The sequence below is a fragment of the Agrobacterium vaccinii genome, assembly GCF_021310995.1.
GTDB lineage: Bacteria > Pseudomonadota > Alphaproteobacteria > Rhizobiales > Rhizobiaceae > Agrobacterium > Agrobacterium vaccinii.
The window spans coordinates 674,509-698,238 of the sequence record NZ_CP054151.1 but is presented as its reverse complement, the minus strand read 5'-3'; the positions used below and the strand labels follow the sequence as shown (position 1 = coordinate 698,238).

Below are 23,730 nucleotides of genomic sequence, written 5' to 3'. Positions count from 1 at the left end.
TAAAATGAGAAAACTGCTTCTAGCCACCACGGCATTCGCCTTCGGCCTATCCGCTGCCATGCCAGCTTTCGCCGAATTCAACGCCCGCAACATTCGTGTTTCCAATGGCATCAATGCCGACCACCCGGTTGGCAACGGCATCAAGGCCATGCAGGCCTGCCTGGATGAAAAGTCGGGCGAAAAACTGAAGATCACCGCATTCTGGGGCGGCGCACTGGGCGGCGACCTTCAGGCAACACAGGCGCTTCGTTCTGGTGTTCAGGAGGGTGTCGTCACCTCGTCCTCGCCGCTTGTCGGCATCATTCCCGCACTCGGCGTCTTCGACCTGCCGTTCCTGTTCGCCACCCCGCAGGAAGCTTACAAGGTCCTCGACGGCAAGTTCGGCGACATGATGAACGAGAAGCTGGAAGCAGCCGGGCTCGTGAACCTCGCTTATTGGGAAAACGGCTTCCGCAACCTGTCCAACTCGGTCCGCCCCGTGACCAAATGGGAAGATTTCTCAGGGATGAAGGTTCGTGTCATGCAGAACAACATCTTCCTCGATACCTTCCAGAATCTCGGTGCCAACCCGACGCCAATGGCCTTCGGTGAAGTCTTCTCGGCGCTGGAAACCAACGCCATCGATGCTCAGGAAAACCCCTACGTCACCATCGATACGTCGAAATTCTTCGAGGTGCAGAAGTACATCACCGAGACCAATCACGCCTACACTCCGTTTCTGCTTCTCTTTTCGAAAGCCATTTTCGACAGCTACACACCGGAAGAGCAGGCCGCCCTTCGCGAATGTGCCGTGGTCGGGCGCGATGAGGAGCGCAAGGTCATTCAGGAACTGAACAAGACCTCACTCGAAAAGATCAGGGAAGCCGGTTTGAAGGTCAACACGCTGTCTCCCGAAGAGCAGGCTCGTATTCGTGAAAAATCGATGATCGTCTACGAAAAGCACAAGGAGCAAATCGGCCCTGATGTCGTTGATGCTATTGTCAAGGAACTGTCGGAAATGCGTAAGTAACTGTTTCCAGAAAAACAATGTTTGGAGGTCGGGCAGTGCCCGGCCTCTTTTTCGTTTCAAATCTATGCTGCCGGTCAGGATATCGCTGAATTGCAAACCACATCTTCAAGATCGACGCCCCGGACATGCTTTCTACTTGCTCACTGACGGGCGATCTGGCTCGCCAGTTTGAACGGGCTTGCGACGGCGGCACCGGCGGCATCGAATACGAAGGCGCCGATATTGTTGCCGTTCGTGCGCATCCTCGCATCCGCTTTCAACATATCCCCGGAGAACCGGGCAAGCGAGGCATAGCGGTCGTGCCCCAACCCATCGGATGATTGCAGCGAAGAAATATCGATGACCGTAAGTCGTTCCTGTTTTGCAGCCTGCTGGATCAACGGGTCCTCGATATTAAGCAGGCCCACGCGTGGTCGCTCACCGCCAATGAAGCTCGACACGCTCAAGGCATTGTCGCTTTTGGAAACCAGGAGAACGATAGGGTTGGGAAGACGACCGATGTCACGCAACTGCGACTGGAACACGTCGACATCAATATCCGGTGCGGCAAGCACGATCTGAAGTTTTGCCAGAACGTCGTCACGTCGCTGAAGTTTCAACTGCCGTGCCACTTCCATCGACAGGAAGCCACCCATGCTATGGCCGAACAACACGATGCGCTTGATCTTCGGCGCCTTGGCCATCGCCTGTATCAGCGCATCCAGTTGTGAGCGGGAATACAGCACGGCATCCTTGTCCGTAACGTAACCCGTAACGCTGGCAGCCGATGGCCAGGAGAACATGACAGGCGGGCTCATGGAGGTCGCGTCGGCGGACATCTGGGCGGTTCTGAACAGGGCCTCTTGGTAGGAGTAATTGTATCCATGCACGAAAATCGAAGCTGTCCCATCGAACCGGTCGGCCCGCGTTGCATCCTCGACCAGCGCGTCCAGGGACAGTTTTTCGCGCTTCGTTACGATGAATTGCCGTTTGGGATCGGGCTTTGCCGAGGGATAGGTGATCGCAGCACCTTCGCGGTCCGTTGGAACGGAAAACACGAAGCGGTCGTAGTGAACATCCGTTGCCCATCGGTTTCCGAAGGAGTGATCCTTGCTGTCGGACGTACGGTTCGTCACCGCGAGAATGCTGACCTGTTCGCCCGCGCCCTGACGCAGCGTTACCGGTTGCAGAACGGTCGTGGTCGGGCGTGACACGCAGCCAGACACTGCCATCACAATTGCTGCGACGGTCAAAACGCAGCGCGAAGGGCTGGCAATAGAAGGGGAAAAAAGAACCACGGTGTTGCTCTGCTCTATGGGTGAAAGTGGAGAGGGCGTTCGCGACGCCCTCCCAATATCAAACCGTTGCCGGTTCCTGCGCAGGCTTTGTATCGTCTTCACGCGGAATTCGGAACCATGCGACGTAGAGCGCTGGAAGGAACAGCAACGTCAAGATCGTGCCGACCACGATGCCACCCATCATGGCATAGGCCATGGGTCCCCAGAACACTTCACGTGAGATGGGAATGAGCGCAAGCGTTGCGGCGGCGGCTGTCAGCATGATGGGTCGCATGCGATGCTCGGTCGCTTCGATAACCGCGCGCCATGCGCTGACACCTTCCTCTCTCAGATGCTCGATCTGGACCACGAGGATCACAGAGTTTCTGATCAGAATGCCGATCAACGCCAGCACACCCAGAATGGCGACGAAACCCATGGGTGCATTGCTGAGCAGCAGTGCTGCAACGACACCGATGAGGGCCAGTGGCGCAACCGCAAAGACCAGGAACAGGCGGCTGAAGCTTTGCAACTGGAACATCAGGATCGTTGCCATGGCGAGCAGCATCATAGGCGCCACGGCAGCGATCGGGCCTTGCGCTTCGGCACTCGATTCCACCGAACCGCCGATGACCACCTTGTAGCCGGGGGGTACCGAAGCATTGAACTTCTCGACCTGCGGCTTCAGTTCCTCGACGATCGTTGCTGGCTGGGTTGGTCCGACGACAGCCGCTTTCACGATGATCGTCGGCATGCGGTCACGGCGACCGATCAACGGTTGTTCCAGCTCGTATCTGAACTTGGCAACAGCCGATAGTGGAACGGATTTTCCGTTTGCCGCCGCAAGCTGGAGGTTGCGAAGCGTGTCTATCGAACCCCGCTCGATGTCTTCGGCACGACCGACGACATCGATCAGATAGATGTCGTCGCGAACTTGCGTGACCGTGGTCCCTTCCACGATATCGTTCAGAGCCGTGGCGATATCCTGCGAGGAAACGCCAAGCTGCCGTGCCTTATCCTGAAGCACATCCACCTTTACGACGCGGGACGGCTCGTTCCAGTCATAGGTCATGTTGGAAAGCAGCGGATTGCCGTTGATGATGGTTCCGAACTGCTGCGCGAGCTTTCGCACCTCCTGCACATCGGGTCCGCTGATGCGGTACTGAACGGGTTTGCCGACGGGTGGCCCGATATCGAGCAGCTTCACAAAGGCGTCCGTGCCAGGGTAAGTCTTGACGAGGTAACCTTGAAGGTCATCGCGCAGCCTGTTTCGTGCCTCAAGGTCCTTGGCAACGATCACCATCTGCCCAAACCATGGTGCCGGGCTCTGGACGTCGTAGGACAGAATGAAGCGGGGCGCGCCCTCACCGACATAGGTCGACCAATGGTCGATATCGGCGTTGCCAACCAGCTTGTCCTTTTCGAATTCGGCCATCTGCTTGTTGGTCTCAGCAATCGTGCTGTTCTGCGGCAGGCTCCAGTCGACAATCAGTTCGACGCGGTCGGATGCCGGGAAGAATTGTTGCTGGACCAGTCCAAGACCACCGATCGACAGGCCGAATATGATGATCGTCGAGGCGATGGTAACCCAACGCCAACGCATGGCAAGAAGCAGCAACCACGCAAAACCGCTGGCAAACCGGCCCTTCTCACCATGATGCTGCTTCATCGTCTTGGGCAGAATGACCACGCCGAGCAGCGGCGTGAACACCACGGCAACGATCCACGAAACGACCAGCGAGACGGCAATGACGACGAACAGCGTGAAGGTAAACTCACCCGCCGCACTGCTGTTGAGACCGATCGGTATGAAACCTGCCACGGTAACGAGCGTCCCCGTCAACATCGGAAAGGCAGTCGATGTGTAGACATAGGTCGCGGCCTTTCGCAGGTCGTCGCCCGCTTCCAGCCTTGACACCATCATTTCCACCGCAATCATGGCGTCGTCCACCAGAAGGCCGAGCGCGATGATGAGCGCGCCAAGCGAAATACGCTGAAGCGAGATGCCGGAATATTCCATGAAGACGAAGGTGATGGCCAGCACAAGCGGGATGGAAATGGCGACCACGAGGCCTGCACGAACGCCCAGACTGATGAAGCTGATGGCCAGAACGATGACGATGGCTTCGAACAGTGCAGTCGTGAAGCCTGATACGGCTTCTTCCACCACGGCGGGCTGGTCTGAAACGCGATCGACGGTGACACCGATGGGAAGATCGGCCACCACGCGCTTCATTTCTGCGTCAAGATTCTCACCGAAGGTCAACAGGTTGGCGCCCGGTGTCATGCCGATGGACAGACCGATTGCGGGCTGCCCCTTGAAACGGAACAGCGATGATGCGGGATCGGCATAGCCGCGCTTGATGGTGGCAATATCCGTCAGCGGAAAATAACGGTCATTGACCCGCAGATTGATGGACTTCAGGCTTTCTTCCGAAAGAAACGCCCCGCCGACGCGCAGCGCAACGCTTTCCGGCCCTGCTTCCACGAAACCGGACTGCGTCACGGCATTCTGCGCCTGCAGGGTGTCAATGATGGCCTGACGGTCGATGCCCATTGCGGCGATCTTGCGGGTGGAGAATTCGAGGTAGATGACTTCGTCCTGCGCGCCGACCACATCGATCTTGCCGGCATTCGGCACCGTCAGCAGCTTTTCACGCGCGCTTTCGACAAGGTCGCGCAATTGCCGCTGGGACAGGCCGTCGGAGGTGAAGGCGTAAATATTGCCATAGACATCGCCGAATGTGTCGTTGAAGAACGGCCCGACGACACCGCTGGGAAGGTCTCCCTTGATGTCGTTGACCATGTTGCGGACGCGAATCCAGTTCGTGTTCACGTCCTTGGCTTTGGTCGTGGGCAGAAGCTCCACGTAGATGGTGGTTTGGCCCGCGCGCGTTTCGCTGCGAGTGTAGTCCAGCGCGTCAAGCTCCTGAAGCTTCTTCTCGATGCGGTCAGTGACCTGTTTCGTCACCTCTTCGGCAGACGCGCCGGGCCATTGCGCATTGATGATCATAGTCTTGATCGTGAATGCGGGATCTTCTTCACGGCCGAGATTAATGTAGGAGAACGTGCCCGCGATGATGAAGATGATCATGAAGTACCAGACGAGCGAACGGTGATCGAGCGCCCAGTCGGAGAGATTGAACGATTTCACTGGGCATTCTCCTGCTCGATACGTACGGCCTGGCCGTCCTGAAGTTGGTGCACGCCAGCCACAACGACACGGTCACCGGGATTGAGGCCCGTGGATATGACGATCGTGCCGCCGGGCACGGAGCCCGCCTCGGGTTTCACGTCACGCGCCGAAACCTTGCCGGCCTTTTCGTCCACGATCCAGACAGATGTCTTGTCACCCTCGCGCTTGATGGCGGATGATGGCAGACGGATCACGGGGTGAGCGTCCGCGGTGGCAGTGGCAGTGATCACGGCACCGAGGCGTAGTGCGTCGGGCGGATTTACCAGGGCCAGCTTCGTGCGCAGTGTGCGGGTCGCATCGTCCGCTTCGGGGGCAACTTCGCGCACCATACCCTGTGCATGATAGGTGGGGTCAAGTTGCAAGGCGACGTCGAAGGCGGTGCCGGGTTTCAAAAGTGAGCCCGCCGCTTCCGGCACGTCGATCACAGCGTCACGCTCTTCCGGGCGGGCAACGGTGACGACGCTCTGGCCAGCCGAAACGACCTGCCCGACCTCGGCGGATGTGCTGGTCACGACACCGTCGAACTCCGTCAGCAGGCGTGAATAGCTCAGCTGCTCATTGGCTTTGTCCAGATTGGCCTGCGCCTTATTCATGTTCGCCTCGGCGGTCACGCGCTCCTGTTGCGCGCTCTCGAACGTTGCCTTGGCGGCGGATTGCCGCTCGAACAATGTCTGCTGGCGTTGCTCGTTTGTCTGTGCGTTTGCAAGCTGGGCCTGTGCGTTGGACAGGTCCGACTGCGCGCTTCTGACGGCCAGTTCCAAAGAGAGGGGATCGATTGCAGCCAACACATCGCCCTTTTTCACGATATCGCCGACCTGCACATTGCGCGCGACGATACGACCGAGAACGCGAAAACCGAATTGGGTTTCAATGCGCGCGTTGACAGTCCCGGGCAGCGTCAATGTTGCAGCGGGGGCTGGCTGCACGACGATGGAGAGGACGGGGCGAGGCTTTTCAGGCGCTTCCTCTTCCTTTTGGCACGATGCGAGAAAGGTGGAGGCAAGCGCAAGCGTCACGAAGGTCACGGAAATTCTCATTGAGCGGCTCCTTCATAGGCCACGGTCTCGCCGATGGCTAGAAATTTGGTGCCATTGACGACGACCGTTTCGCCCTCGGAAAGGCCTGATTTCACCGAAAAATGCCCATTTGCATATTTAGCGACTTCGATTTTGCGCAGCGATACAACTTTGGTTTTGGGATCGACGACCCACACCGAAGGCTGACCGGAATCGGATGCAATGGCCGACCATGGGAGCTGCATGGTTTTGACCGGTTTGTAATGCGCGGTGGCGACAATCGGGCTGCCGAGCCGCACATTGGCTGTCGCATCCAGCGCCAGCTTGACACGGATCGTGGCGGTGGTGGTATCGAGAGCAGGGGACAATTCCCGTAATGTCGCCTTGATCGGCGCGCCGCCCGACAGCATTCTGACGACGACATCGTTCTCGATTTCACCGCCCAGAAGGGTCGTTTCATCGGCATTGATCACAGCGTCACGCGGACCATCATGGGCCAGCGTGAACACCAGTTGCGCTGCCTGCGCGACTTGGCCGACTTCAGCGCTGCGTGCAGTGATGATACCATCGGCATCGGCCTTCAACTCGGTCTGCTCCAGCGCGTCGCGTGCGGTATCGACCTGCGCTTGCGAGGACTGCACGGTGCCTTGACCCGTCAGCAGGGTTTCCTGCGCCTGGTCCAGAGCGGCGCGCGTCGTTACACCAGTATTGAAAAGGCTCTGTTGCCGGTCGAATGCCTGCTGCGCTTGCGTCTGCTGGGCCTGTGCCGATTGCAGCGTGGCCAATGCGACTTGAAGATCGGCCTTCTGTTCCTGCGGGTCTATTCGTGCCAGAACCTGGCCCGTGGTCACATGGTCGCCCACATCCACAAGTCGCTCCACGATTTGACCGCTGACACGGAACGAGAGGTCGGATTGAACGCGCGCGCTGATTTCGCCTGTGGTCGAGACTGCGTCTGACACATCCACTGATTTGACCTGCACCACCTCGACATGCCGGGGCGCTTTTTCCTGCGCCTGTTTTTCGGGCGAACAGGCGGCCAGCCCGGGCAGTGCTGCCGCGAAAAAGGCGATTGTTGCATACCGTCTCATATATTGCCTCTTGAACCGTGATGAAGACGTGATACATTTGACTTACCGGACAGTCAATGAAATTATTGTGTCCTCGAATTGATCGGGCGCAGATGGTTAAGGATCACTATGAAACGGCTGACACGCGCCGAACAGAAGGCACTTCGGCCCACGCAAATTCTGGAAGCAGCATTTGAAGAGTTCGTGGACCACGGGTTCACGGCGGCACGCGTGGAAGACATCGCAGAACGCGTCGGGGTCACTAAAGGCACCGTCTATGTCTACTTTCCCACCAAGGAAGAACTTTTTGCGGAAATGATACGCCATATCGCCTCGCCGCTCGAAACCTTTCTCACTGATTTGGGAGAGTTGAGCGGCAACAGCGAGGAGCGGCTGAAGAACTTCATACTCCAGCTTTATGATCGGCTGCTAACAGAACGACGGTTGCGGCAAATGCTGCGCTTCGTCATCTCTGAGGGAACGCGCTTTCCACATGTTATCGATACGCATACGGAAGAACTGATAGAGCCGATTATCGGGCGTTTGCAGGAGTTGCTCGACGAAGGCGTCAAGCAGGGCGAGTTCGTTCCAGGCCCGAGAGCGAGCGCACGGATCGTCTTCGCACCGATCGTCGGAATAGCCGTGGAGACCCTGATCCACGGTGACCGCCGCGATCTGGAACTCCCGTCCTTTATCGAGTCACACCTCGATCTCATCATGGGCGCGCTGCTGACGCGGCCCCAAAGCTAAAAATCGATAAGGCGGGTTGCGTCCGGTCAGTCTTAGAAGGCCGGGCGCGGAATGGGGATGGGCACATTGGCCGCATCTGCGCCCTTGCTCGCCGTGCTGGCACTGTTGGCGACCACCGTCTCGCTGCCCGGAATGAGGCCCGCATAGGAGTAGACCGGCGGGCGGGTCATTTCCTGCACATAGGGAGATTTGATGATCATGCGGCCTGCTTCGTCGCGGCTTTCGCTGCGAACCTTTGCGGCCTTCGGGTTGCAGATATCGGCGCTGATATCGTTGACATCGGCTGTCTCACCATAAGGTGCCAGCGATGCCAGAGAAACGCCCTGTCCGCTCGAGGATGTCAAAGCCATCTGTAGCAGGTCTGCGGATTGATCGGTGCGACCAGCGAGGCTATCGGCGCCCAGCACGACGCTGATGACCTGACGGCCGTTGCGCGAGGCCGAAGACACCTGGTTGAAGCCGGAGGCGCAGATGAACCCGGTCTTCATGCCATCAGCGCCCTGGAAGCGACCGACCAGCATATTGTAATTGGCATAGTTCTTCTTGCCGGTGCTGACGCCTTCCAGCGAGAAATAGCCCGCATATTCGGGAAACTCTCGCTTCAGGAGCAGGGCCAGAACGGCAAGATCGCGCGCGGTCGTGTACTGACCCTTGCCGGGCAGGCCGTTGGGATTGACGTAGCGGGTGGACGTCATGCCCAGACGCGCTGCCTGCGCATTCATCTGCGCCACAAAATTTTCTGTCGTTCCGCCCACCGTCTCGGCAATGGCAACGGCCACGTCATTTGCGGATTTGATCAGCAACAGCTTCAGCGCGCTGTCCAGCGTCAGCTTGGAGCCCGGCTTGAAATACATCTTGCTGGCAGGCTGATCGGCGGCCTTCTTGCTCATCACCACTTCGGTCTGTGGGCTGAGCTTACCGGATTTCATCGCGCTGAATGCCAGATAGGCCGTCATCAGCTTGGTCAGCGAGGCAGGATACCACTTGCGAAACGCCTCCTGATGCGAGATCACCTTGCCGGTTCTGACATCGATCACCATCTTTGGGTTGGCGTAGGCCGCAGACGTCATCGTCAGGACACCGGCCAGAATTGCAGCAGTGGTTTTTACCAGCCGCCCTGCGGCGCGGCCATGTCTGGAAGTAGATTGCAAGGCGGATCCTCGAATTCCCGTCATCGTTACGGGATTTGCAATATTCACAATATATGGCCTAGCAATGGCAAAGTACATTGATTGCGTCAATTATGCGGCGCAATATCCACCGTGGGGAAAGCGCATTTCGCCATGCCGAGAATGGAATATCAGGAATAAATGAATGCCAGTATTGAACAGAGCCGCGGAATTGCAGGTGCAGGCCAGCGAGTGGCGACGTCATCTCCATGAAAATCCCGAGCTGCTCTACGACGTGCACGACACTGCTGCATTCGTCGCTGAGAAACTGCAATCCTTCGGCGTCGACGAAATCGTGACCGGCATCGGTCGTACCGGCGTCGTCGGCATCATTCACGGCCAGCGTGGCAAGGGCCGCACCATCGGTCTGCGCTCCGACATGGATGCGCTGCCGATCGTCGAGGAAACCGGCAAGCCTTGGACATCTAAAGTCGATGGCAAGATGCATGCCTGTGGTCATGACGGCCACATGGCCATGTTGCTGGGTGCTGCCAAATATCTGGCGGAAACACGCAATTTCACCGGCTCGGTCGCGCTGATTTTCCAGCCTGCGGAAGAGGGTGGAGCCGGGGCGCTTGCGATGGTGCAGGATGGCCTGATGGACAGGTTCAAGATCGATGAAGTCTATGGCATGCACAATATGCCAGGTATTCCGTTGGGCTCTTTCGCCATCCGCAAAGGCGGCATCATGGCAGCCCCAGACAAGTTCTCTATCGTGGTGAAAGGGCAGGGCGGCCACGCCGCGCAGCCGCATCGCACGGTGGACCCGATTGCCATCGGTGCGCAGATCGTCACCAACCTCCAGATGATCGCATCGCGCAACGCAGACCCCATCCGCTCGGTCGTGGTCTCCGTCACCCGTTTTCAGGCGGGCTCCAGCCACAATATCATCCCCAACGAGGCGGTGATTGCAGGAACGGTTCGCACGCTGGATGAAAACGTGCGCGATATGGCCGAAGCGCGGATCAAGCAGATGGCTGAAGGCATCGCGCAGGCCAATGGTGCGGAAGCCGAAGCCATCTATGAGCGCTACTGCCCTGTTACCGTGAACCACGGAAATGAAACCGAACATGCCATCCGCATCGCCCGAGATGTTGTGGGCGACAAGAACGTCGATCCCGACGTCGATCCGTCCATGGCCGGGGAAGATTTCTCCTACATGCTGAACGAGCGGCCCGGCGCATTTATCTTTCTGGGCAATGGCGACAGTGCGGGCCTGCACAATCCCAGCTACGACTTCAATGATGAAGCCCTGGCCTACGGCATTTCCTACTGGGTGAAACTCGCCGAGCAGCGACTGGCTGAATAATTATGTGACTCAAGTGATCACGATCGCGCCATTGGTGCGGTCGTCACGCTTCAGTGTTTCCACAACAATAATGGACGTGAAATATAATCACGTCGCCCAAGACTATGAAGCGTTTCACAAGGCGGCAGAGGATGATTGAAGTGCAAAGAGAAAAGTCCATGTATCTGGATTTTCAGTTTCAATTTACTCATTTAGAGGAAATTGGAGCGGGCGAAGGGATTTGAACCCTCGACCCCAACCTTGGCAAGGTTGTGCTCTACCCCTGAGCTACACCCGCTCAAAATCCGTGGTTCGGGGTAGATCGCTGAACCGCGGGTCGCTGCGTTGCGGCGACGAGGGCTATATCGCTCAACCGCTTTTTAAATGCAACAGGGAAATGACAAAAAGGGTAAGAAATTTTGGAGAAAGCTGTCAACTAACGGAAAACATTATATTATTTCAATATCTAAATCCCCTGGGTGATTGCAAAAGCTGTTTTGAGGGCTTAATGACAGTGTCAGAGAAAACCGAATCCGACGGCATAAGAAGGTGATGATGACAGAGCAAACCCCGAAAACCGCGCAGGACCTTTTCGCTTTGCTGGATAGCCTTGGCATCCAGCATAAGACGGTGCAGCACGAGCCGGTTTTCACGGTTGCCGAGTCCGAATCTCTGCGTGACAGCATTCCCGGTGGTCACACCAAGAACCTTTTTGTGAAGGACAAGAAGGACAGATACTTCGTGCTGACCGTGGAGGAGAATGCGGTGGTGGACCTGAAAACGGTTCACAAGACCATCGACGCTTCGAGTCGCGTTTCGTTCGGTCGGCCTGAAAAGATGCTGGAGTATCTGGGTGTCGTTCCCGGCTCCGTTACCGTCTTCGGCGCAATCAATGATCTGGGTAACGATGTGACCTTCGTTCTCGACAGCGAGTTGATGAAGCACGATCTGATCAACGGCCACCCGCTTTCCAACGATGCGACCACCATGATTGGCCGCGATGACCTCATTCGGTTTCTGGAGGCGACGGGGCACACGCCGCTCGTCTTGAAAGTCACCGAATAAAGTACGATCTTTGCGCTGCGACATGAACGGAGACTTTATATGAGCGATAATCCCTACGGAACGTCCAACAGCGGACATATGACTGGCTCCGTCAATTATGGCAGCGCGCCGCAGGCCGCGGCTGCGGCCTCGCATATCAAGGATACGACGACAGCGAATTTCTCCAAGGACGTCATGGAGGAATCCCGCCGCCAGCCGGTGCTGGTGGATTTCTGGGCGCCATGGTGCGGCCCTTGCAAGCAACTGACGCCGGTGCTGGAAAAGGTCGTCAACGAGGCTGGCGGTCGCGTTAAGCTCGTCAAGCTCAACATCGATGATCACCCCTCCATTCCCGGCCAGCTCGGCATTCAGTCCATCCCGGCTATCGTCGCCTTTCAGGATGGTCGCCCGGTGGATGGCTTCATGGGTGCCGTGCCTGAAAGCCAGATCCGAGAATTCATCGACAAGATTGCTGGCCCTGCTGGAAACGATCCACAGGCGGAAATCGATGCTGCCCTGGCCGAGGCCAAGCAGCTTTTCGCCGATGGCGACCATCAGGGTGCAGCCCAGCTTTTCGGCTTCGTCATGCAGGTGGACCCTGATAATGCCACGGCTATTGCCGGTATTGCCGAATGCATGATTGCCGTTGGCGAATATCAGCGGGCCAGCGATCTCTTGGCCTCCGTTCCAGAGGAACTGCTGGCCGATCCGGCCATTCAGGCGGCATCCAAAAAGCTGGCGCAATATGAAGAAGCCCGTCAACTGGGCGATCCGGCAGCGCTGGAACGCGAACTTTCAGCCGATCCCGACAACCACGATGCCCGCATGAAGCTTGCCAAAATCCTCAATGCGCAGGGCCGTCGCGATGAAGCGGCAGACCAGTTGCTGACGGTGATGCGCAAGGATCGTACCTATGAGGACGACGGTGCTCGCAAGCAGCTTGTCGAGTTTCTGGAAAGCTGGGGCTTCAAGGATCCGGCATCGGTATCGGCGCGCAGAAAGCTGTCATCGATACTGTTTTCCTGACCCGCGCCTTGCGATGTCAGGTCGCAGACCACACTTATAGCGTTGTGGCGCCTTAAACGGAGCAAGGCGGCGCGGCCTATGTCTCGAAGCGAGGACCCTTCCCATGCACGTCGGAAATGCACGATATCTCAAGAGCACCGATCTGCCGGACGTCGTCCCTGTGTTTCCGCTGTCGGGCGCCCTTCTTCTGCCGGAAGGGCAATTGCCCCTGAACATCTTCGAGCCACGCTATCTTGCCATGTTCGATGCAGCGTTGTCGGGCGATCGTATGATCGGAATGGTGCAGCCATCCTTGCAGGGTTTGGATAACGGCAAGGGTGATGGTCCGCTCAGTCAGGTCGGCTGTCTGGGGCGCGTCACGTCCTTTTCGGAAACGGGAGATGGGCGGTATCTCGTCTCTCTCAGCGGTGTGTGCCGTTTCCGTCTTCTGGATGAAATCGCGACCAGCGCGCCGTACCGTACTTTCAAGCACGCGCCGTTCCTTTCGGACTTGACTGGCGAATATGACGAAGATGCCGTTGACCGTGAAAACCTGCTGCGGGTCTTTCGGTCCTTCCTCGATGCCAATCAGCTGGAAGCGGACTGGGAAAGTGTGGAGCGCGCCGGAAACCGCGTTCTCGTCAACTCGCTTTCCATGATGTCGCCTTTCGGCCCTGCCGAAAAGCAGGCACTTCTGGAAGCACCTGATCTCAAGTCACGCGCCGATACACTGATCGCCATCACGGAAATCGTTCTTGCTCAAGGCAGCAGCGAACCCGGCACCCTGTTGCAGTAAGGGCCACGAGATGGACGAAAAACTCAGCAATGTCGATCCGAAACTGCTCGATCTCCTGGTCTGCCCGTTGACCAAGGGACGCCTGTCCTATGACAGGGAAAAACGAGAGCTGATTTCTGAGAGTGCACGGCTTGCCTATCCGATCCGCGATGGCGTGCCGATCATGCTCGTTTCGGAAGCGAGGACGATAGAAGACTAGGATGAGGACCTGATCAAACAACTGTCTTTATTGCATGATTCTTGCTTGTTTGAGTTTCAAAGCAAGGATGTTCATGATGAGCGATCTTTTCTGGCTTTCTGATGAGGCCTGGGCTGCGATTGAGCCGTACCTGCCGAAGAATCAGCCCGGTGCTCGCCGTGTCGATGACCGACGTGTGATTTCCGGTATTCTTCATGTGCTGAAAATTGGCTGCCGGTGGCGTGACGTTCCGCCGGAATACGGGCCTGCCAAAACCATCTACAATCGCTATCACCGTTGGGCACGACGGCGCATCTGGCAACGCATCTTTGAAAAGATGGCTGCAACCGGCCCCGTCCCTGAAGAATTGTCCATCGACAGCACGCACATCAAGGCGCATCGTTCCGCTCAAAGCTCAAAAGGGGGGCGTGGGCGCAAGCGATTGGCACGTCACGCGGAGGAAGAACAAGCAAAATCCATTGTCTGGCCGATCATTGCGGCAGACCGGTCGCGTTTGCTCTGACACCAGGAAACATCGCAGACATCAGGATGGCCATTCCTTTGCTGGAAGCCGTGCGCCCGACCAGACGCCTTCTCGCCGACAAGGCCTATGATGCCGATAGCCTGCGCGGATGGCTCAAAGGTCATAAGATCAAGGCCGTCATCCCATCATCGGCGACACGGAAAAAACCATATCCACTCGACCGCAAAGCTTATAGGCGCAGAAATGTCATTGAACGCCTGTTCTGCAGGCTCAAAAACTGGCGACGCATCGCAACAAGATACGACAGGCTCGCCGCAAACTATCTCTCTGCAATTGCTCTCGTATCAGCAATCATAGCGTGGACTTGAATGAGTCCTCACCATAGCGTCCTGTCCCGCTAAGCCTCACTCAGTCGTCATCGTGAAATAGGGGTCAGCCTGATGGGCCAACCCGCATTGTTTCAAAGAAATTCAGCCCTGTGGGGGGTGAACGTATCGATCAGGCGACCTTTCGCCAGCGCTTTCACGCCGTGCACGAGGTCCGGCTTGACGATGAACGTGCCGCCAACGCCAAGCTCCTGCGTCACACCATCGATCGTCACTTCGAAGCGGCCTTCGGCGACATAACTGGCCTGAATGTGCGGGTGCGAGTGGAGGGAGCCGACGGCACCGTCTTCGAAGACGACCTCGACCATCATCATCTCCGGCAGGTAGGCCATGATGCGGCGCGAAACGCCGGGTTCGGTCGGCGTCCATGTGCCGTCCTCGGCGTTTACGAATGCTTTGCTTTTACTCATCTGCGCGGTCCTTATTTCAGGTCGTCCATGGTGACGGGATCTACATCGGTATAGTCGACATTGTCTCCGGCCATGGCCCAGATGAAGGAGTAATTCGCGGTTCCGGCACCCGAATGGATCGACCAGCCCGGCGAAAGGGCTGCTTCTTCATTCTTCATCACCAGATGGCGTGTTTCGCCCGGCTCACCGAGAAAATGGAAGACGCGCGCCGTTTCCGGCAGATCGAAATAGAGATAGGCTTCCATACGGCGGTCGTGAATGTGGCACGGCATCGTGTTCCAGACGGAGCCCGGCGCAAGGCTGGTCATGCCCACCACCAACTGGCAAGTCTTCACGCCTTCCGGGTGGATGAACTGGAAGATCGAGCGCTCGTTGCTGGTCGCCTGCGAACCGAGATCGACGCGCTTTGCATCGTTGATGCTGATATGTTTTGCCGGATAGGCTGCGTGCGCAGGTGCGCTCAGCAGATAAAATTTGGCAGGCGTGCCAGAGTCGGTGGACGCGAAGGAAACTTTCGCACCAAGGCCTGCATAGACCATGTCGCGCGTGCCGGTTTCAAACGCCGTGCCATCCACAGTCACTGTGCCCTTGCCGCCAATATTGACGACGATCAGTTCGCGTCGGTCGAGAAAGGACTTCGTGCCCGTTGGCTTGATGGCCTCGAGTTCAAGCGAAACGGACACGGGCACGGCGCCACCCACAATCATACGATCGTAATTGGTGTAGTGCAGTTGAACGGTGTCGTTGACGAACAAAGGCGGCAGCAGGAAGTTCTCACGAAGCTCTTCTGTGCCAAATTTCGCAGCGGTTTTCGGGTCGATGGCGAAGCGGTTCGTATATTCAGTCTGGCCCACGGCTCTTCCTATCATATCTCGTAAAAAGTCATCATACATATATGAGATGAGAATCCTATGTCAACAATGCGCCGTCGCTACTTGAAGGCGGTTGGCCTCTTACAGGGGCTGAAAATGGTGAGTTATAACTTGTAAGGCAAATATATCACCTAGCTGATGGATTTGTCCCCTCAGCCGTCCGTCTGCACAACGCCGCCTGTTTGCGGGCATCGGTCTCACATTGACTTTTCCTCATGAATGCGAGCAAAGTCAGCGCGGTCAGACGGACCGGGGGAGAGACGGATGTCCATGCGCGCTGCTTTGAAAAGCCTGTTGTTGGTCGTGGCAACCTTAGCCGTCCAGCCTGTGTCCGCTCAGGAGATGACGCGAAAAATCGTCACTACGCAGAACGGTGACTATTTCGGTTTTGATCTGCGCACGGAACAGAACGTCTCCCAGCCGCAATGCGAAACCATCTGCATCAACGACGCATCCTGCAAGGCCTTTACCTATAACCCCAAGGTGAAGTGGTGTTTCCTCAAGTCGGATTTCAACCAGCTCAATGCGTTCCCCGGCGCTGTCGCGGGTAAGGTGGTCGAGGTCGCCAGCGAGCCGGATATCGGCGCGCCGCAAAAACTCTCCTTTGTGGATGACAGCCTTTATCAGCAGGCCCGCCGCTTGACACTAGACCTTCCCGCAGCCGGTGACGGCCAGCAGGTGGATGATCTTCTTGCCGCTGCCCGCCAGCAATCTGCCGTAGGAAATGACGCACTGGCCGTGGATGGTTACAAGGCGGCGTTGGCGCTAGCACCTGACGACGGCGCGGTCTGGGCAGAACTTTCTCGCTCGGCAGCAAAGGTCAAGAACAATTACCAGATCAGCGGGCAGGCAGCGTCCGCCGCACTCAATGCCTATTCGCTGAGCCGCACCCTGTCTGCCCGCACCGACGCGCTGAACACGCTGGCGCAGGCATTCGAAAAGACGCAGAGCTACCGCGCCGCGCTCAATGCCTATAAGGCGAGCCTTGCGCTCTCCGATGTGCCGCAAACCCGTGCCATCTATGCTGACCTGAGAACCCGCCAAGGCTTCCGCGTCATCGGCAACACTGTCGATACCGATAGCGTCAGCCCGCGCGCCTGCATTCAGTTTTCCGAACCGCTGGTGAAAAACGGCGTCGATTACACATCCTTCGTCACACTGGATGGCGCACCGCCAAAGGCCATCGAAGCCAAGGGCAGCGAGATTTGCGTGGAGGCACTCACCCACGGTCAACGCTACAAGATCGCCTTGCGCGCAGGTCTGCCTTCCTCGGTTGAAGAGCCGCTCGAAAAGCAGGTCGATCTGGACATCTATGTTCGTGACCGTTCCGGCTCGGTGCGTTTTACCGGCGAAAATTTCGTTCTCCCCGGCACCGCCCGCCGCGGCATTCCGCTCGTATCCGTCAATATCGACCACGCCGATCTCAAGCTTTACCGCGTCGGCGACCGCAATATCACCGCACTGCTGTCCAATTCGCAGTTCCTGACGCAGATGGATGGCTATGGTGCAGAGCGCATCGAAACGGAAATCGGTGAGCTCGTCTGGCAGGGTGCCATCGATATCAAGAGCGAGCTGAACAAGGACGTCGCCACCAGTTTCCCGGTGGATGAGGCGTTGCCGGAGCGCAAGCCGGGCATCTACATGCTGACCGCCGTGCCACCTGGCACTGCCGCAGAGAGCTGGGATTCTCGCGCCACACAGTGGTTCCTCGTGTCCGATACCGGCATCACCACCTATGCCGGGACCGATGGCCTCAATGTCTTCGTTCGTGCGCTCAGTAGTGCAAAACCGCTCAAAGGCGTCTCGCTGCAGCTCCTTGCCAAGAACAACGAAATCCTCGGTACCGCCACCACGGACGGCGAAGGCCGCGCCACGTTTTCGGCAGGCCTCATGCGCGGGACGGCAGGGCAGGCGCCTGCCATCATCACTGCGCGCAATGGCGAGAAGGATTACGTTTTCCTCGATATGACCCGCGCCGGTTTCGACCTCTCCGACCGTGGTGTAACGGGCCGCGCCGCGCCGGGTGCGATTGATGTGTTCAGTTGGACGGAACGTGGCATCTACCGTGCCGGTGAAACCGTGCATGCGGCAGCACTGGCGCGGGATATCGAAGGCAATGCGGTGGAGAACCTGCCACTGACCTTCATCTTCTCCCGGCCTGATGGCGTCGAGGACCGACGTTTCGTCAGCGACGGCAAGGCGCTCGGCGGCCATGCAGTGGACCTGCCGTTGCAGGAAAACGCCATGCGCGGCACCTGGACGCTGCGCATTTACACTGATCCGAAAACCGCTGCCATCAGCGAAAAATCCTTCCTCGTGGATGATTTCGTACCTGACAGAACCGAATTCGATCTGACGAGCAAAGCGAAGGAGATCGATCCCGCCGGTGAAACGGCAATCGACGTCGATGGCCGTTATCTCTACGGTGCACCCGCTGCCGGACTGGAACTCGAGGGCGAAATCGCGCTCAAGCCAACCCGGACCCATCCCGGCTTCGAAGGGTACATGTTCGGTCTTGCCGATGAGGAAACGGAAGAGGAAAGCCGTACGACGCTGGATGCGCTGCCTGTGCTCGATGAAAACGGCAAGGCCACGTTCAATGTCACGCTGGCCGATCTGCCGTCCACCACGCAGTTCCTGTCTGCCGATATCACTGTTCGCATGCGTGAGGCGGGCGGTCGTGCCGTTGAGCGGTCGCTCACACTGCCGGTCAAATCCGATAGCGCGATGATCGGCATCAAGCCGCAGTTCTCAGGTGATCTCGCGGAAAACTCCATCGGTCGCTTTCACGTTATCGGGCTAAGCGCCGATGGCGCGAAAAAGGCCATGAGCGGGCTGACATGGAAGCTCATCAAGGTCGAGCGTAATTATCAGTGGTACCGCCAGGGCAGCTCGTGGCGCTACGAACCTGTTGTCTACACCAAGCAAGTGGAGACCGGCACGATCTCGGTCGATGCCAATGGCGGCGAAATTTCCGTACCCGCCTCCTGGGGCCGCTACCGTCTGGAAGTGGAATCGCCTGAGAATAACGGTCCGGTCTCCAGCGTCGAGTTCGACGCTGGCTGGTACGTGTCGGCAAGCTCCACCGAAACGCCCGATGCGCTGGAAATCGCGCTGGACAAGCAGAGCTACAAGATAGGCGACACAGCAAAATTGCAGGTTACGTCCCGTTTCTCCGGGCAATTGATGGTCGCCTCCGGTTCGGAAAAGCTGATCGCGGTTCAGAATGTCGAGATCGGCGATAAGGGCGGCGAGATCGATATTCCCGTCACCAAGGATTGGGGTGCTGGCTCCTACGTCACCGCCACGTTGTTTCGCCCCGGCGATGCACAGGAAAGCCGCATGCCCATGCGCGCTATCGGTATCAAGTGGCTAGCGGTCGATCCGGGCGAGCGCAAGCTTGGCATCGCGCTCGATCTGCCAAAGCAGACGTTGCCGCGCCAGCCGCTGGAAATCCCCATCCATGTCTCCGGCGCCGGTGCGGGTGAAAAAGCCTATGTCACCCTTGCCGCCGTGGATGTCGGCATTCTCAACCTCACCCGTTATGAGCCACCTAAGCCGGACGAATGGTATTTCGGCCAGCGCCGTCTGGGTCTGGAAATCCGCGATATCTACGGTCGCCTGATCGATGGTTCGCTAGGCGCCACGGGTCGTCTCAGAACCGGTGGAGATGGCGGGCAAACAGCACTTCAGGGCAGCCCTCCCACAGAAAAGCTCGTCGCTTTCTTCGAAGGACCGGTGGAGCTGGACGCAGATGGCAAGGCCACCGTGCGTTTAGATATCCCGCAATTCAATGGCACGGCCCGTGTGATGGCGGTTGCCTGGACGAAGACGGGCGTCGGTCATGCCGTGTCGGACGTCGTCATCCGTGATCCCGTCGTCATTACCGCCAGCGCGCCGAAATTCCTCAGCCCCGGCGATGTGTCGCAAATGCGCATCGATATCGCCAATACCGATGGCGAGGCGGGCGATTACACGCTTGCCGTTGCCAGCAACATGGCGATCACGGTGGATGAGGGCGAGTTGTCGCAGACACTGTCGCTGCAAAAGGGCGGTAAAACCTCGCTCACCGTACCGCTGACGGGTGAAAACCCCGGCAATGGCGCTATTTCCATCAAGCTTTCCAATGCCAGCGGGCTTTCGCTGGAGCAGGCGTTGAATATTCCGGTGCGCCCCGCTGTGCTGCCGGTCACGACCCGCCGCAACATCAAGATCGCGCCCAACAGCACGCTGACGGTGGACGGAAACCTGCTGGCGGAAAGCATGCTGCTCGGCTCGTCGGTTGCCGTCAATGTCACCCGTTCCCCGGCTTTCGATGTGCCCGCACTGGTCATGATGCTGGACAAGTATCCCTATGGCTGCGCCGAGCAGACCACCAGCCGTGCACTGCCCTTGCTCTATGTCTCGGAACTGATGAAGCAGCGTGGCGGTGCCGACGATCCTGATATTCGCAAGCGCGTGCAGGAGGCAATCTATCGCGTGCTGTCTTTCCAGTCTTCGTCAGGAAGCTTCGGTCTCTGGGGGCCGGGCGAGGGTGATCTGTGGCTGGATTCCTACATCACCGACTTCCTCACCCGGGCGCGAGAACAGTCTTACGATGTCCCTGAGACTGCCATGGTGCAGGCGCTCAACAATCTGCAAAACGGCCTTGCCTATGACACCAATGTAAGGGATCGCGGCAACGAGATCGCATACTCTCTCTACGTTCTTGCCCGCAATCGCAAGGCTGCCATCAACGATCTGCGTTATTACGCCGATACGGCACTGAACGATTTCCCGACACCGCTGGCGAAGGCGCAACTTGCGTCGGCACTTTCGCTATATGGCGATGCCGTCAGGTCGAAATCCGTTTTCGGCGCGTCGCTCAGCATGGCCTCGGCTAACACCAAGGTGAGCCTTGCGCGTGCGGATTACGGCTCCGCGTTGCGCGACGGTGCGGCCTCGTTGGCGCTTGCCGCAGAAAGCCGTCCCGTTCCCGCCGTCGTGCCGCAACTGGCCAGCGCCGTTGCCAAGGCATGGGACGCAAAGTCCTATACCAGCACGCAGGAACAGGCCTGGATGCTGCTTGCGGCGCGCGCGCTTCAGGGCGAGGACAAGGATGTGCGGCTCGATGTGAACGGTGCGTTGATCGACGGCGGCTACAGCAAAACGCTCACCGGCGACGAACTCCTGCAATCGCCCATCAAGCTCACCAATGCGTCCGCAGATGCGGTGACTGCAGTCGTCACGACCGTTGCGCCACCGGCCCAGCCGCTGCCTGCGGGCGGCGATGGCTTCGATATTCAAAAAACCTATTATTCGCTTGCTGGAGAAGAGGTAAATATCAGCGAAACGCAGCAGAACGAACGCTATGTCGTCGTCATTAACGTGACGCCGAAGCACGACTGGCAATCGCGCGTCATGCTGACCGACCTTTTGCCCTCGGGCTTCGAGATCGACAATCCAAGCCTCGTCAACAGTGCGGCCCTTACCAATTTCGATTGGTTGCCAGAAACGGAAACGGCCCATACCGAATTCCGCTATGACCGCTTCGTGGCAGCATTCGATCGTACCGCCGGAGATGCCTCGGACATCACGCTGGCCTATGTTGTGCGTGCGGTCACGCCCGGCACCTACGATAATCCGGCTGCGACGGTTGAGGATATGTATCGTCCGCAGTTCTCGGCCCGCACCGCGACCGGGCGCATGGAGGTTCGCGCAGCGCAAAAATGATCAAGTGGCGCGCGTTCATAGGCGGTTTCGTGGTATCAGCGGTGCTGACTGGCGCTGCCGTCTACGGGCTCGACCGACTGGACCGCGCCTATCCGCCGCCGCTGCACAATGCCGCTGTCGCCTCGCAGGAAGTGCTGGATGCGGATGGCAAACTGCTTCGCGCCTTCGCGACGCCGTCTGGTCGCTGGCGGCTGAAAACCACAGCTGCGGATGTTGATCCGCAGCTCGTGCGCATGCTGGTTGCCTATGAGGACCAGCGCTTTTTCGATCACGGTGGCGTCGATTTTCAGGCGCTGGCAAGGGCTGCCGGGCAGTTGCTGACCAATGGCCGCATCGTTTCTGGTGCATCGACGCTCTCCATGCAGGTCGCACGCCTGATTGAGCCGCGCACAGACCGTTCCTTCAGCGCCAAACTGCTGCAAATGGTTCGCGCATGGCAGATCGAGCGGCGATTGACCAAGGCCGAGATCATCGATCTCTACCTCAACATCGCGCCCTATGGTGGAAATCTCGAAGGTATCAGGGCCGCAAGCCTTGCATGGTTCGGTAAGGAGCCGAAGCGGCTGGATACGGGGGAGGCGGCCCTTCTGGTGTCCCTCCCACAATTGCCGGAAAAGCGCCGCCCGGATCGTTTCCCCGAGGCAGCCCGCATGGCTCGCGAGCGTGTGTTGCAACGACTTGCCGTCGCCCGCGTGGTGGGTGAGGGGGAGGCGGCCCGCGCCGCGATTGCTGCCGTGCCACTGAAGCGTCTGGACCTCCCGTCCTTTGCGCCGCATATGGCGGAAGCGGCGCGTGCCAGATTTCCCAAAATGGACAAGATACGCTCGACCCTGCGCCTCTCAATTCAAAGCGAACTGGAAGAGCTCGCCCGTCGGTCCGCCCAGAAACTCGGAGACAAAGTCTCTGTCGCCATTGTCATGGCGGATAGCACCACCGGCGACATCATGGCCGAAGTCGGCTCGTCCGATTTCCTCGATACCAACCGTCGTGGCTGGGTGGAAATGACGCGCGCTGTGCGGTCTCCGGGCTCGACACTCAAGCCTTTCATCTATGGCCTTGCCTTCGAAAATGGCCTCATCGCGCAGGAAAGCATCATCGAAGACCGCCCGGCCGATTTTTCCGGTTATCGCCCGCGTAATTTCGACATGCAGTATCAGGGCGATGTCAGCATTCGCCAGGCCTTGCAACTCTCACTCAATGTGCCCGCTGTACGCCTGCTGGATGCCGTCAGTCCCGCAGCGCTGATGGTCCGCTTTCGCCGCGCATCGGTGCAGATGGTGCTCCCAAAAGCCGAAGCGCCGGGGCTTGCCATCGCGCTCGGTGGCGCGGGTCTGTCGCTGGTTGATCTCGTCCAGCTTTATGCGGCGCTCGCCAGTGGCGGTCAGCCGGTGAAGCTTGGCGATGGCGTGCGTGGTGCACCGCAGGTGCTGGATGCTGACCCTCTGTTTTCGAAAGCGGCTGTCTGGAACATCACCGATGTGCTGTCCGGCGTCCTGCCGCCGCTCGGCATGAAAAAACGCGGTATCGCTTATAAAACCGGCACGTCCTATGGCTATCGCGACGCATGGTCGGTGGGTTTCGATGGGCGTTACGTCATCGGCGTTTGGGCCGGGCGTGCCGATAATGGTTCCGTCCCCGGTCTTGCGGGTTATGTCTCTGCCGCCCCCATTCTGTTTGAGGCCTTCAATAAATCCGGCGTCGCCATTACCCCATTTGCCTCCCCGCCGCCGGGGGCATCTCGCCTCGCCTACAAAGACCTGCCCGCCAACCAGCGCCGCTTCAGCGTAACCTCGTCCGGTCTCCTCTCAGCATCCCGCCGTGAAGCCTCTCCGCAAATCGTTTATCCACCCGAAGGTGCACGCATCGAGCTCACCGGCCAGACAGGCAACCTTTCGCCACTCGTGCTGAAACTGCAAGGCGGCCGGGCGCCCTTCCACTGGCTCGCCAATGGCAAACCTTTGCCAGAACCCTCCCGTCGCCGCAGCAGCGAATGGGTGCCAGAAGGTCAAGGCTTTTCCACCCTCACCGTCATCGACGCCGATGGCCGCGCATCGAGCGTGCGGATTTTCGTGGAATAGGCAGACCTCCA

At 58.3% G+C, this 23,730-nt stretch carries 17 protein-coding genes and 1 tRNA gene; 10 read left to right on the top strand and 8 right to left on the bottom strand.

Annotation, left to right across the window (positions count from 1 at the left end):
- Positions 1–4: 4 nt before the first annotated feature.
- Positions 5–1,009 (top strand): TRAP transporter substrate-binding protein, encoded by a 1,005-nt coding sequence (locus tag HRR99_RS18265; protein ID WP_233124222.1) that lies wholly within the window; start codon positions 5–7, stop codon positions 1,007–1,009.
- Between the two features lie 140 nt (positions 1,010–1,149).
- On the opposite strand, the gene HRR99_RS18260 is transcribed toward HRR99_RS18265, so the two are convergent.
- The 4 genes from HRR99_RS18260 to HRR99_RS18245 form a co-directional block, all read right to left on the bottom strand.
- Positions 1,150–2,220 carry an alpha/beta hydrolase gene (locus HRR99_RS18260; RefSeq protein ID WP_233124220.1) on the bottom strand — a complete coding sequence of 357 codons (1,071 nt, stop codon included), beginning with the start codon at positions 2,218–2,220 and terminating at the stop codon, positions 1,150–1,152.
- 124 nt (positions 2,221–2,344) lie between these two features.
- On the bottom strand, positions 2,345–5,419 hold the full coding sequence (locus HRR99_RS18255) for an efflux RND transporter permease subunit (RefSeq protein WP_233124219.1): 3,075 nt from the start codon (positions 5,417–5,419) through the stop codon (positions 2,345–2,347).
- Positions 5,416–6,498 carry an efflux RND transporter periplasmic adaptor subunit gene (locus HRR99_RS18250; protein ID WP_233124217.1) on the bottom strand — a complete coding sequence of 361 codons (1,083 nt, stop codon included), beginning with the start codon at positions 6,496–6,498 and terminating at the stop codon, positions 5,416–5,418. The genes HRR99_RS18255 and HRR99_RS18250 overlap by 4 nt, the downstream gene beginning before the upstream one ends.
- Positions 6,495–7,568, bottom strand: coding sequence for an efflux RND transporter periplasmic adaptor subunit (locus HRR99_RS18245; RefSeq protein WP_112498165.1), 1,074 nt, complete (start codon positions 7,566–7,568; stop codon positions 6,495–6,497). The genes HRR99_RS18250 and HRR99_RS18245 overlap by 4 nt, the downstream gene beginning before the upstream one ends.
- A 108-nt stretch (positions 7,569–7,676) precedes the next feature.
- On the opposite strand from HRR99_RS18245, the gene HRR99_RS18240 reads away from it, so the two are divergent.
- Positions 7,677–8,297, top strand: a complete 621-nt coding sequence (locus HRR99_RS18240; RefSeq protein ID WP_112498166.1) for a TetR/AcrR family transcriptional regulator — start codon at positions 7,677–7,679, stop codon at positions 8,295–8,297.
- 32 nt (positions 8,298–8,329) lie between these two features.
- Here HRR99_RS18240 and HRR99_RS18235 read toward each other — a convergent pair whose 3' ends face one another.
- Positions 8,330–9,367 (bottom strand): D-alanyl-D-alanine carboxypeptidase family protein, encoded by a 1,038-nt coding sequence (locus HRR99_RS18235; RefSeq protein WP_233124965.1) that lies wholly within the window; start codon positions 9,365–9,367, stop codon positions 8,330–8,332.
- A gap of 244 nt (positions 9,368–9,611) precedes the next feature.
- Between HRR99_RS18235 and HRR99_RS18230 the strand changes: the two genes are divergently transcribed.
- Positions 9,612–10,775, top strand: coding sequence for a M20 aminoacylase family protein (locus HRR99_RS18230; RefSeq protein ID WP_233124215.1), 1,164 nt, complete (start codon positions 9,612–9,614; stop codon positions 10,773–10,775).
- A gap of 202 nt (positions 10,776–10,977) precedes the next feature.
- On the opposite strand, the gene HRR99_RS18225 is transcribed toward HRR99_RS18230, so the two are convergent.
- A tRNA-Gly gene (locus HRR99_RS18225) sits at positions 10,978–11,052 on the bottom strand.
- Between the two features lie 257 nt (positions 11,053–11,309).
- On the opposite strand from HRR99_RS18225, the gene HRR99_RS18220 reads away from it, so the two are divergent.
- The 5 genes from HRR99_RS18220 (at position 11,310) to HRR99_RS18200 (ending at position 14,629) form a co-directional block, all read left to right on the top strand.
- Positions 11,310–11,819 (top strand): prolyl-tRNA synthetase associated domain-containing protein, encoded by a 510-nt coding sequence (locus HRR99_RS18220; RefSeq protein WP_233124214.1) that lies wholly within the window; start codon positions 11,310–11,312, stop codon positions 11,817–11,819.
- Positions 11,820–11,858: 39 nt separating this feature from the next.
- Positions 11,859–12,824, top strand: coding sequence for a thioredoxin (gene trxA, locus HRR99_RS18215; protein ID WP_233124212.1), 966 nt, complete (start codon positions 11,859–11,861; stop codon positions 12,822–12,824).
- Positions 12,825–12,927: 103 nt separating this feature from the next.
- The gene (locus tag HRR99_RS18210) at positions 12,928–13,599 is read left to right on the top strand and encodes an LON peptidase substrate-binding domain-containing protein (protein WP_233124211.1); all 672 of its coding nucleotides are present in this window, start codon (positions 12,928–12,930) and stop codon (positions 13,597–13,599) included.
- A 10-nt stretch (positions 13,600–13,609) separates the two neighbouring features.
- Positions 13,610–13,798, top strand: coding sequence for a Trm112 family protein (locus HRR99_RS18205; RefSeq protein WP_111841137.1), 189 nt, complete (start codon positions 13,610–13,612; stop codon positions 13,796–13,798).
- Between the two features lie 76 nt (positions 13,799–13,874).
- A protein-coding gene (locus HRR99_RS18200; RefSeq protein ID WP_233121932.1) for an IS5 family transposase occupies positions 13,875–14,629 on the top strand; the annotation gives its coding sequence in 2 pieces (ribosomal slippage) (positions 13,875–14,205 and positions 14,205–14,629; 756 coding nt in all).
- Positions 14,630–14,721: 92 nt separating this feature from the next.
- Here HRR99_RS18200 and HRR99_RS18195 read toward each other — a convergent pair.
- The gene (locus HRR99_RS18195; protein WP_233124209.1) at positions 14,722–15,057 is read right to left on the bottom strand and encodes a cupin domain-containing protein; all 336 of its coding nucleotides are present in this window, start codon (positions 15,055–15,057) and stop codon (positions 14,722–14,724) included.
- Between the two features lie 11 nt (positions 15,058–15,068).
- A complete protein-coding gene (gene kduI, locus HRR99_RS18190) occupies positions 15,069–15,926 on the bottom strand; it encodes a 5-dehydro-4-deoxy-D-glucuronate isomerase (protein WP_422387345.1) in 858 nt (285 codons plus the stop codon).
- 267 nt (positions 15,927–16,193) lie between these two features.
- On the opposite strand from kduI, the gene HRR99_RS18185 reads away from it, so the two are divergent.
- Entirely contained in the window at positions 16,194–21,641 is a 5,448-nt protein-coding gene (locus HRR99_RS18185) for an alpha-2-macroglobulin family protein (RefSeq protein ID WP_233124205.1), read from the top strand.
- On the top strand, positions 21,638–23,719 hold the full coding sequence (pbpC, locus tag HRR99_RS18180) for a penicillin-binding protein 1C (RefSeq protein ID WP_233124203.1): 2,082 nt from the start codon (positions 21,638–21,640) through the stop codon (positions 23,717–23,719). The genes HRR99_RS18185 and pbpC overlap by 4 nt, the downstream gene beginning before the upstream one ends.
- The last annotated feature ends 11 nt before the right edge of the window (positions 23,720–23,730 follow it).

Bases quoted from the DNA above. Each gene is read 5' to 3' on its own strand.
- HRR99_RS18185 (WP_233124205.1), top strand. From the start codon at position 16,194: ATGTCCATGCGCGCTGCTTTGAAAAGCCTGTTGTTGGTCGTGGCAACC.
- HRR99_RS18220 (WP_233124214.1), top strand. From the start codon at position 11,310: ATGACAGAGCAAACCCCGAAAACCGCGCAGGACCTTTTCGCTTTGCTG.
- HRR99_RS18240 (WP_112498166.1), top strand. From the start codon at position 7,677: ATGAAACGGCTGACACGCGCCGAACAGAAGGCACTTCGGCCCACGCAA.
- trxA (WP_233124212.1), top strand. From the start codon at position 11,859: ATGAGCGATAATCCCTACGGAACGTCCAACAGCGGACATATGACTGGC.
- HRR99_RS18230 (WP_233124215.1), top strand. From the start codon at position 9,612: ATGCCAGTATTGAACAGAGCCGCGGAATTGCAGGTGCAGGCCAGCGAG.
- HRR99_RS18205 (WP_111841137.1), top strand. From the start codon at position 13,610: ATGGACGAAAAACTCAGCAATGTCGATCCGAAACTGCTCGATCTCCTG.
- kduI (WP_422387345.1), bottom strand. From the start codon at position 15,926: ATGATAGGAAGAGCCGTGGGCCAGACTGAATATACGAACCGCTTCGCC.
- HRR99_RS18260 (WP_233124220.1), bottom strand. From the start codon at position 2,220: ATGGCAGTGTCTGGCTGCGTGTCACGCCCGACCACGACCGTTCTGCAA.
- HRR99_RS18210 (WP_233124211.1), top strand. From the start codon at position 12,928: ATGCACGTCGGAAATGCACGATATCTCAAGAGCACCGATCTGCCGGAC.
- pbpC (WP_233124203.1), top strand. From the start codon at position 21,638: ATGATCAAGTGGCGCGCGTTCATAGGCGGTTTCGTGGTATCAGCGGTG.
- HRR99_RS18250 (WP_233124217.1), bottom strand. From the start codon at position 6,498: ATGAGAATTTCCGTGACCTTCGTGACGCTTGCGCTTGCCTCCACCTTT.
- HRR99_RS18265 (WP_233124222.1), top strand. From the start codon at position 5: ATGAGAAAACTGCTTCTAGCCACCACGGCATTCGCCTTCGGCCTATCC.
- HRR99_RS18245 (WP_112498165.1), bottom strand. From the start codon at position 7,568: ATGAGACGGTATGCAACAATCGCCTTTTTCGCGGCAGCACTGCCCGGG.
- HRR99_RS18235 (WP_233124965.1), bottom strand. From the start codon at position 9,367: ATGACGTCTGCGGCCTACGCCAACCCAAAGATGGTGATCGATGTCAGA.
- HRR99_RS18195 (WP_233124209.1), bottom strand. From the start codon at position 15,057: ATGAGTAAAAGCAAAGCATTCGTAAACGCCGAGGACGGCACATGGACG.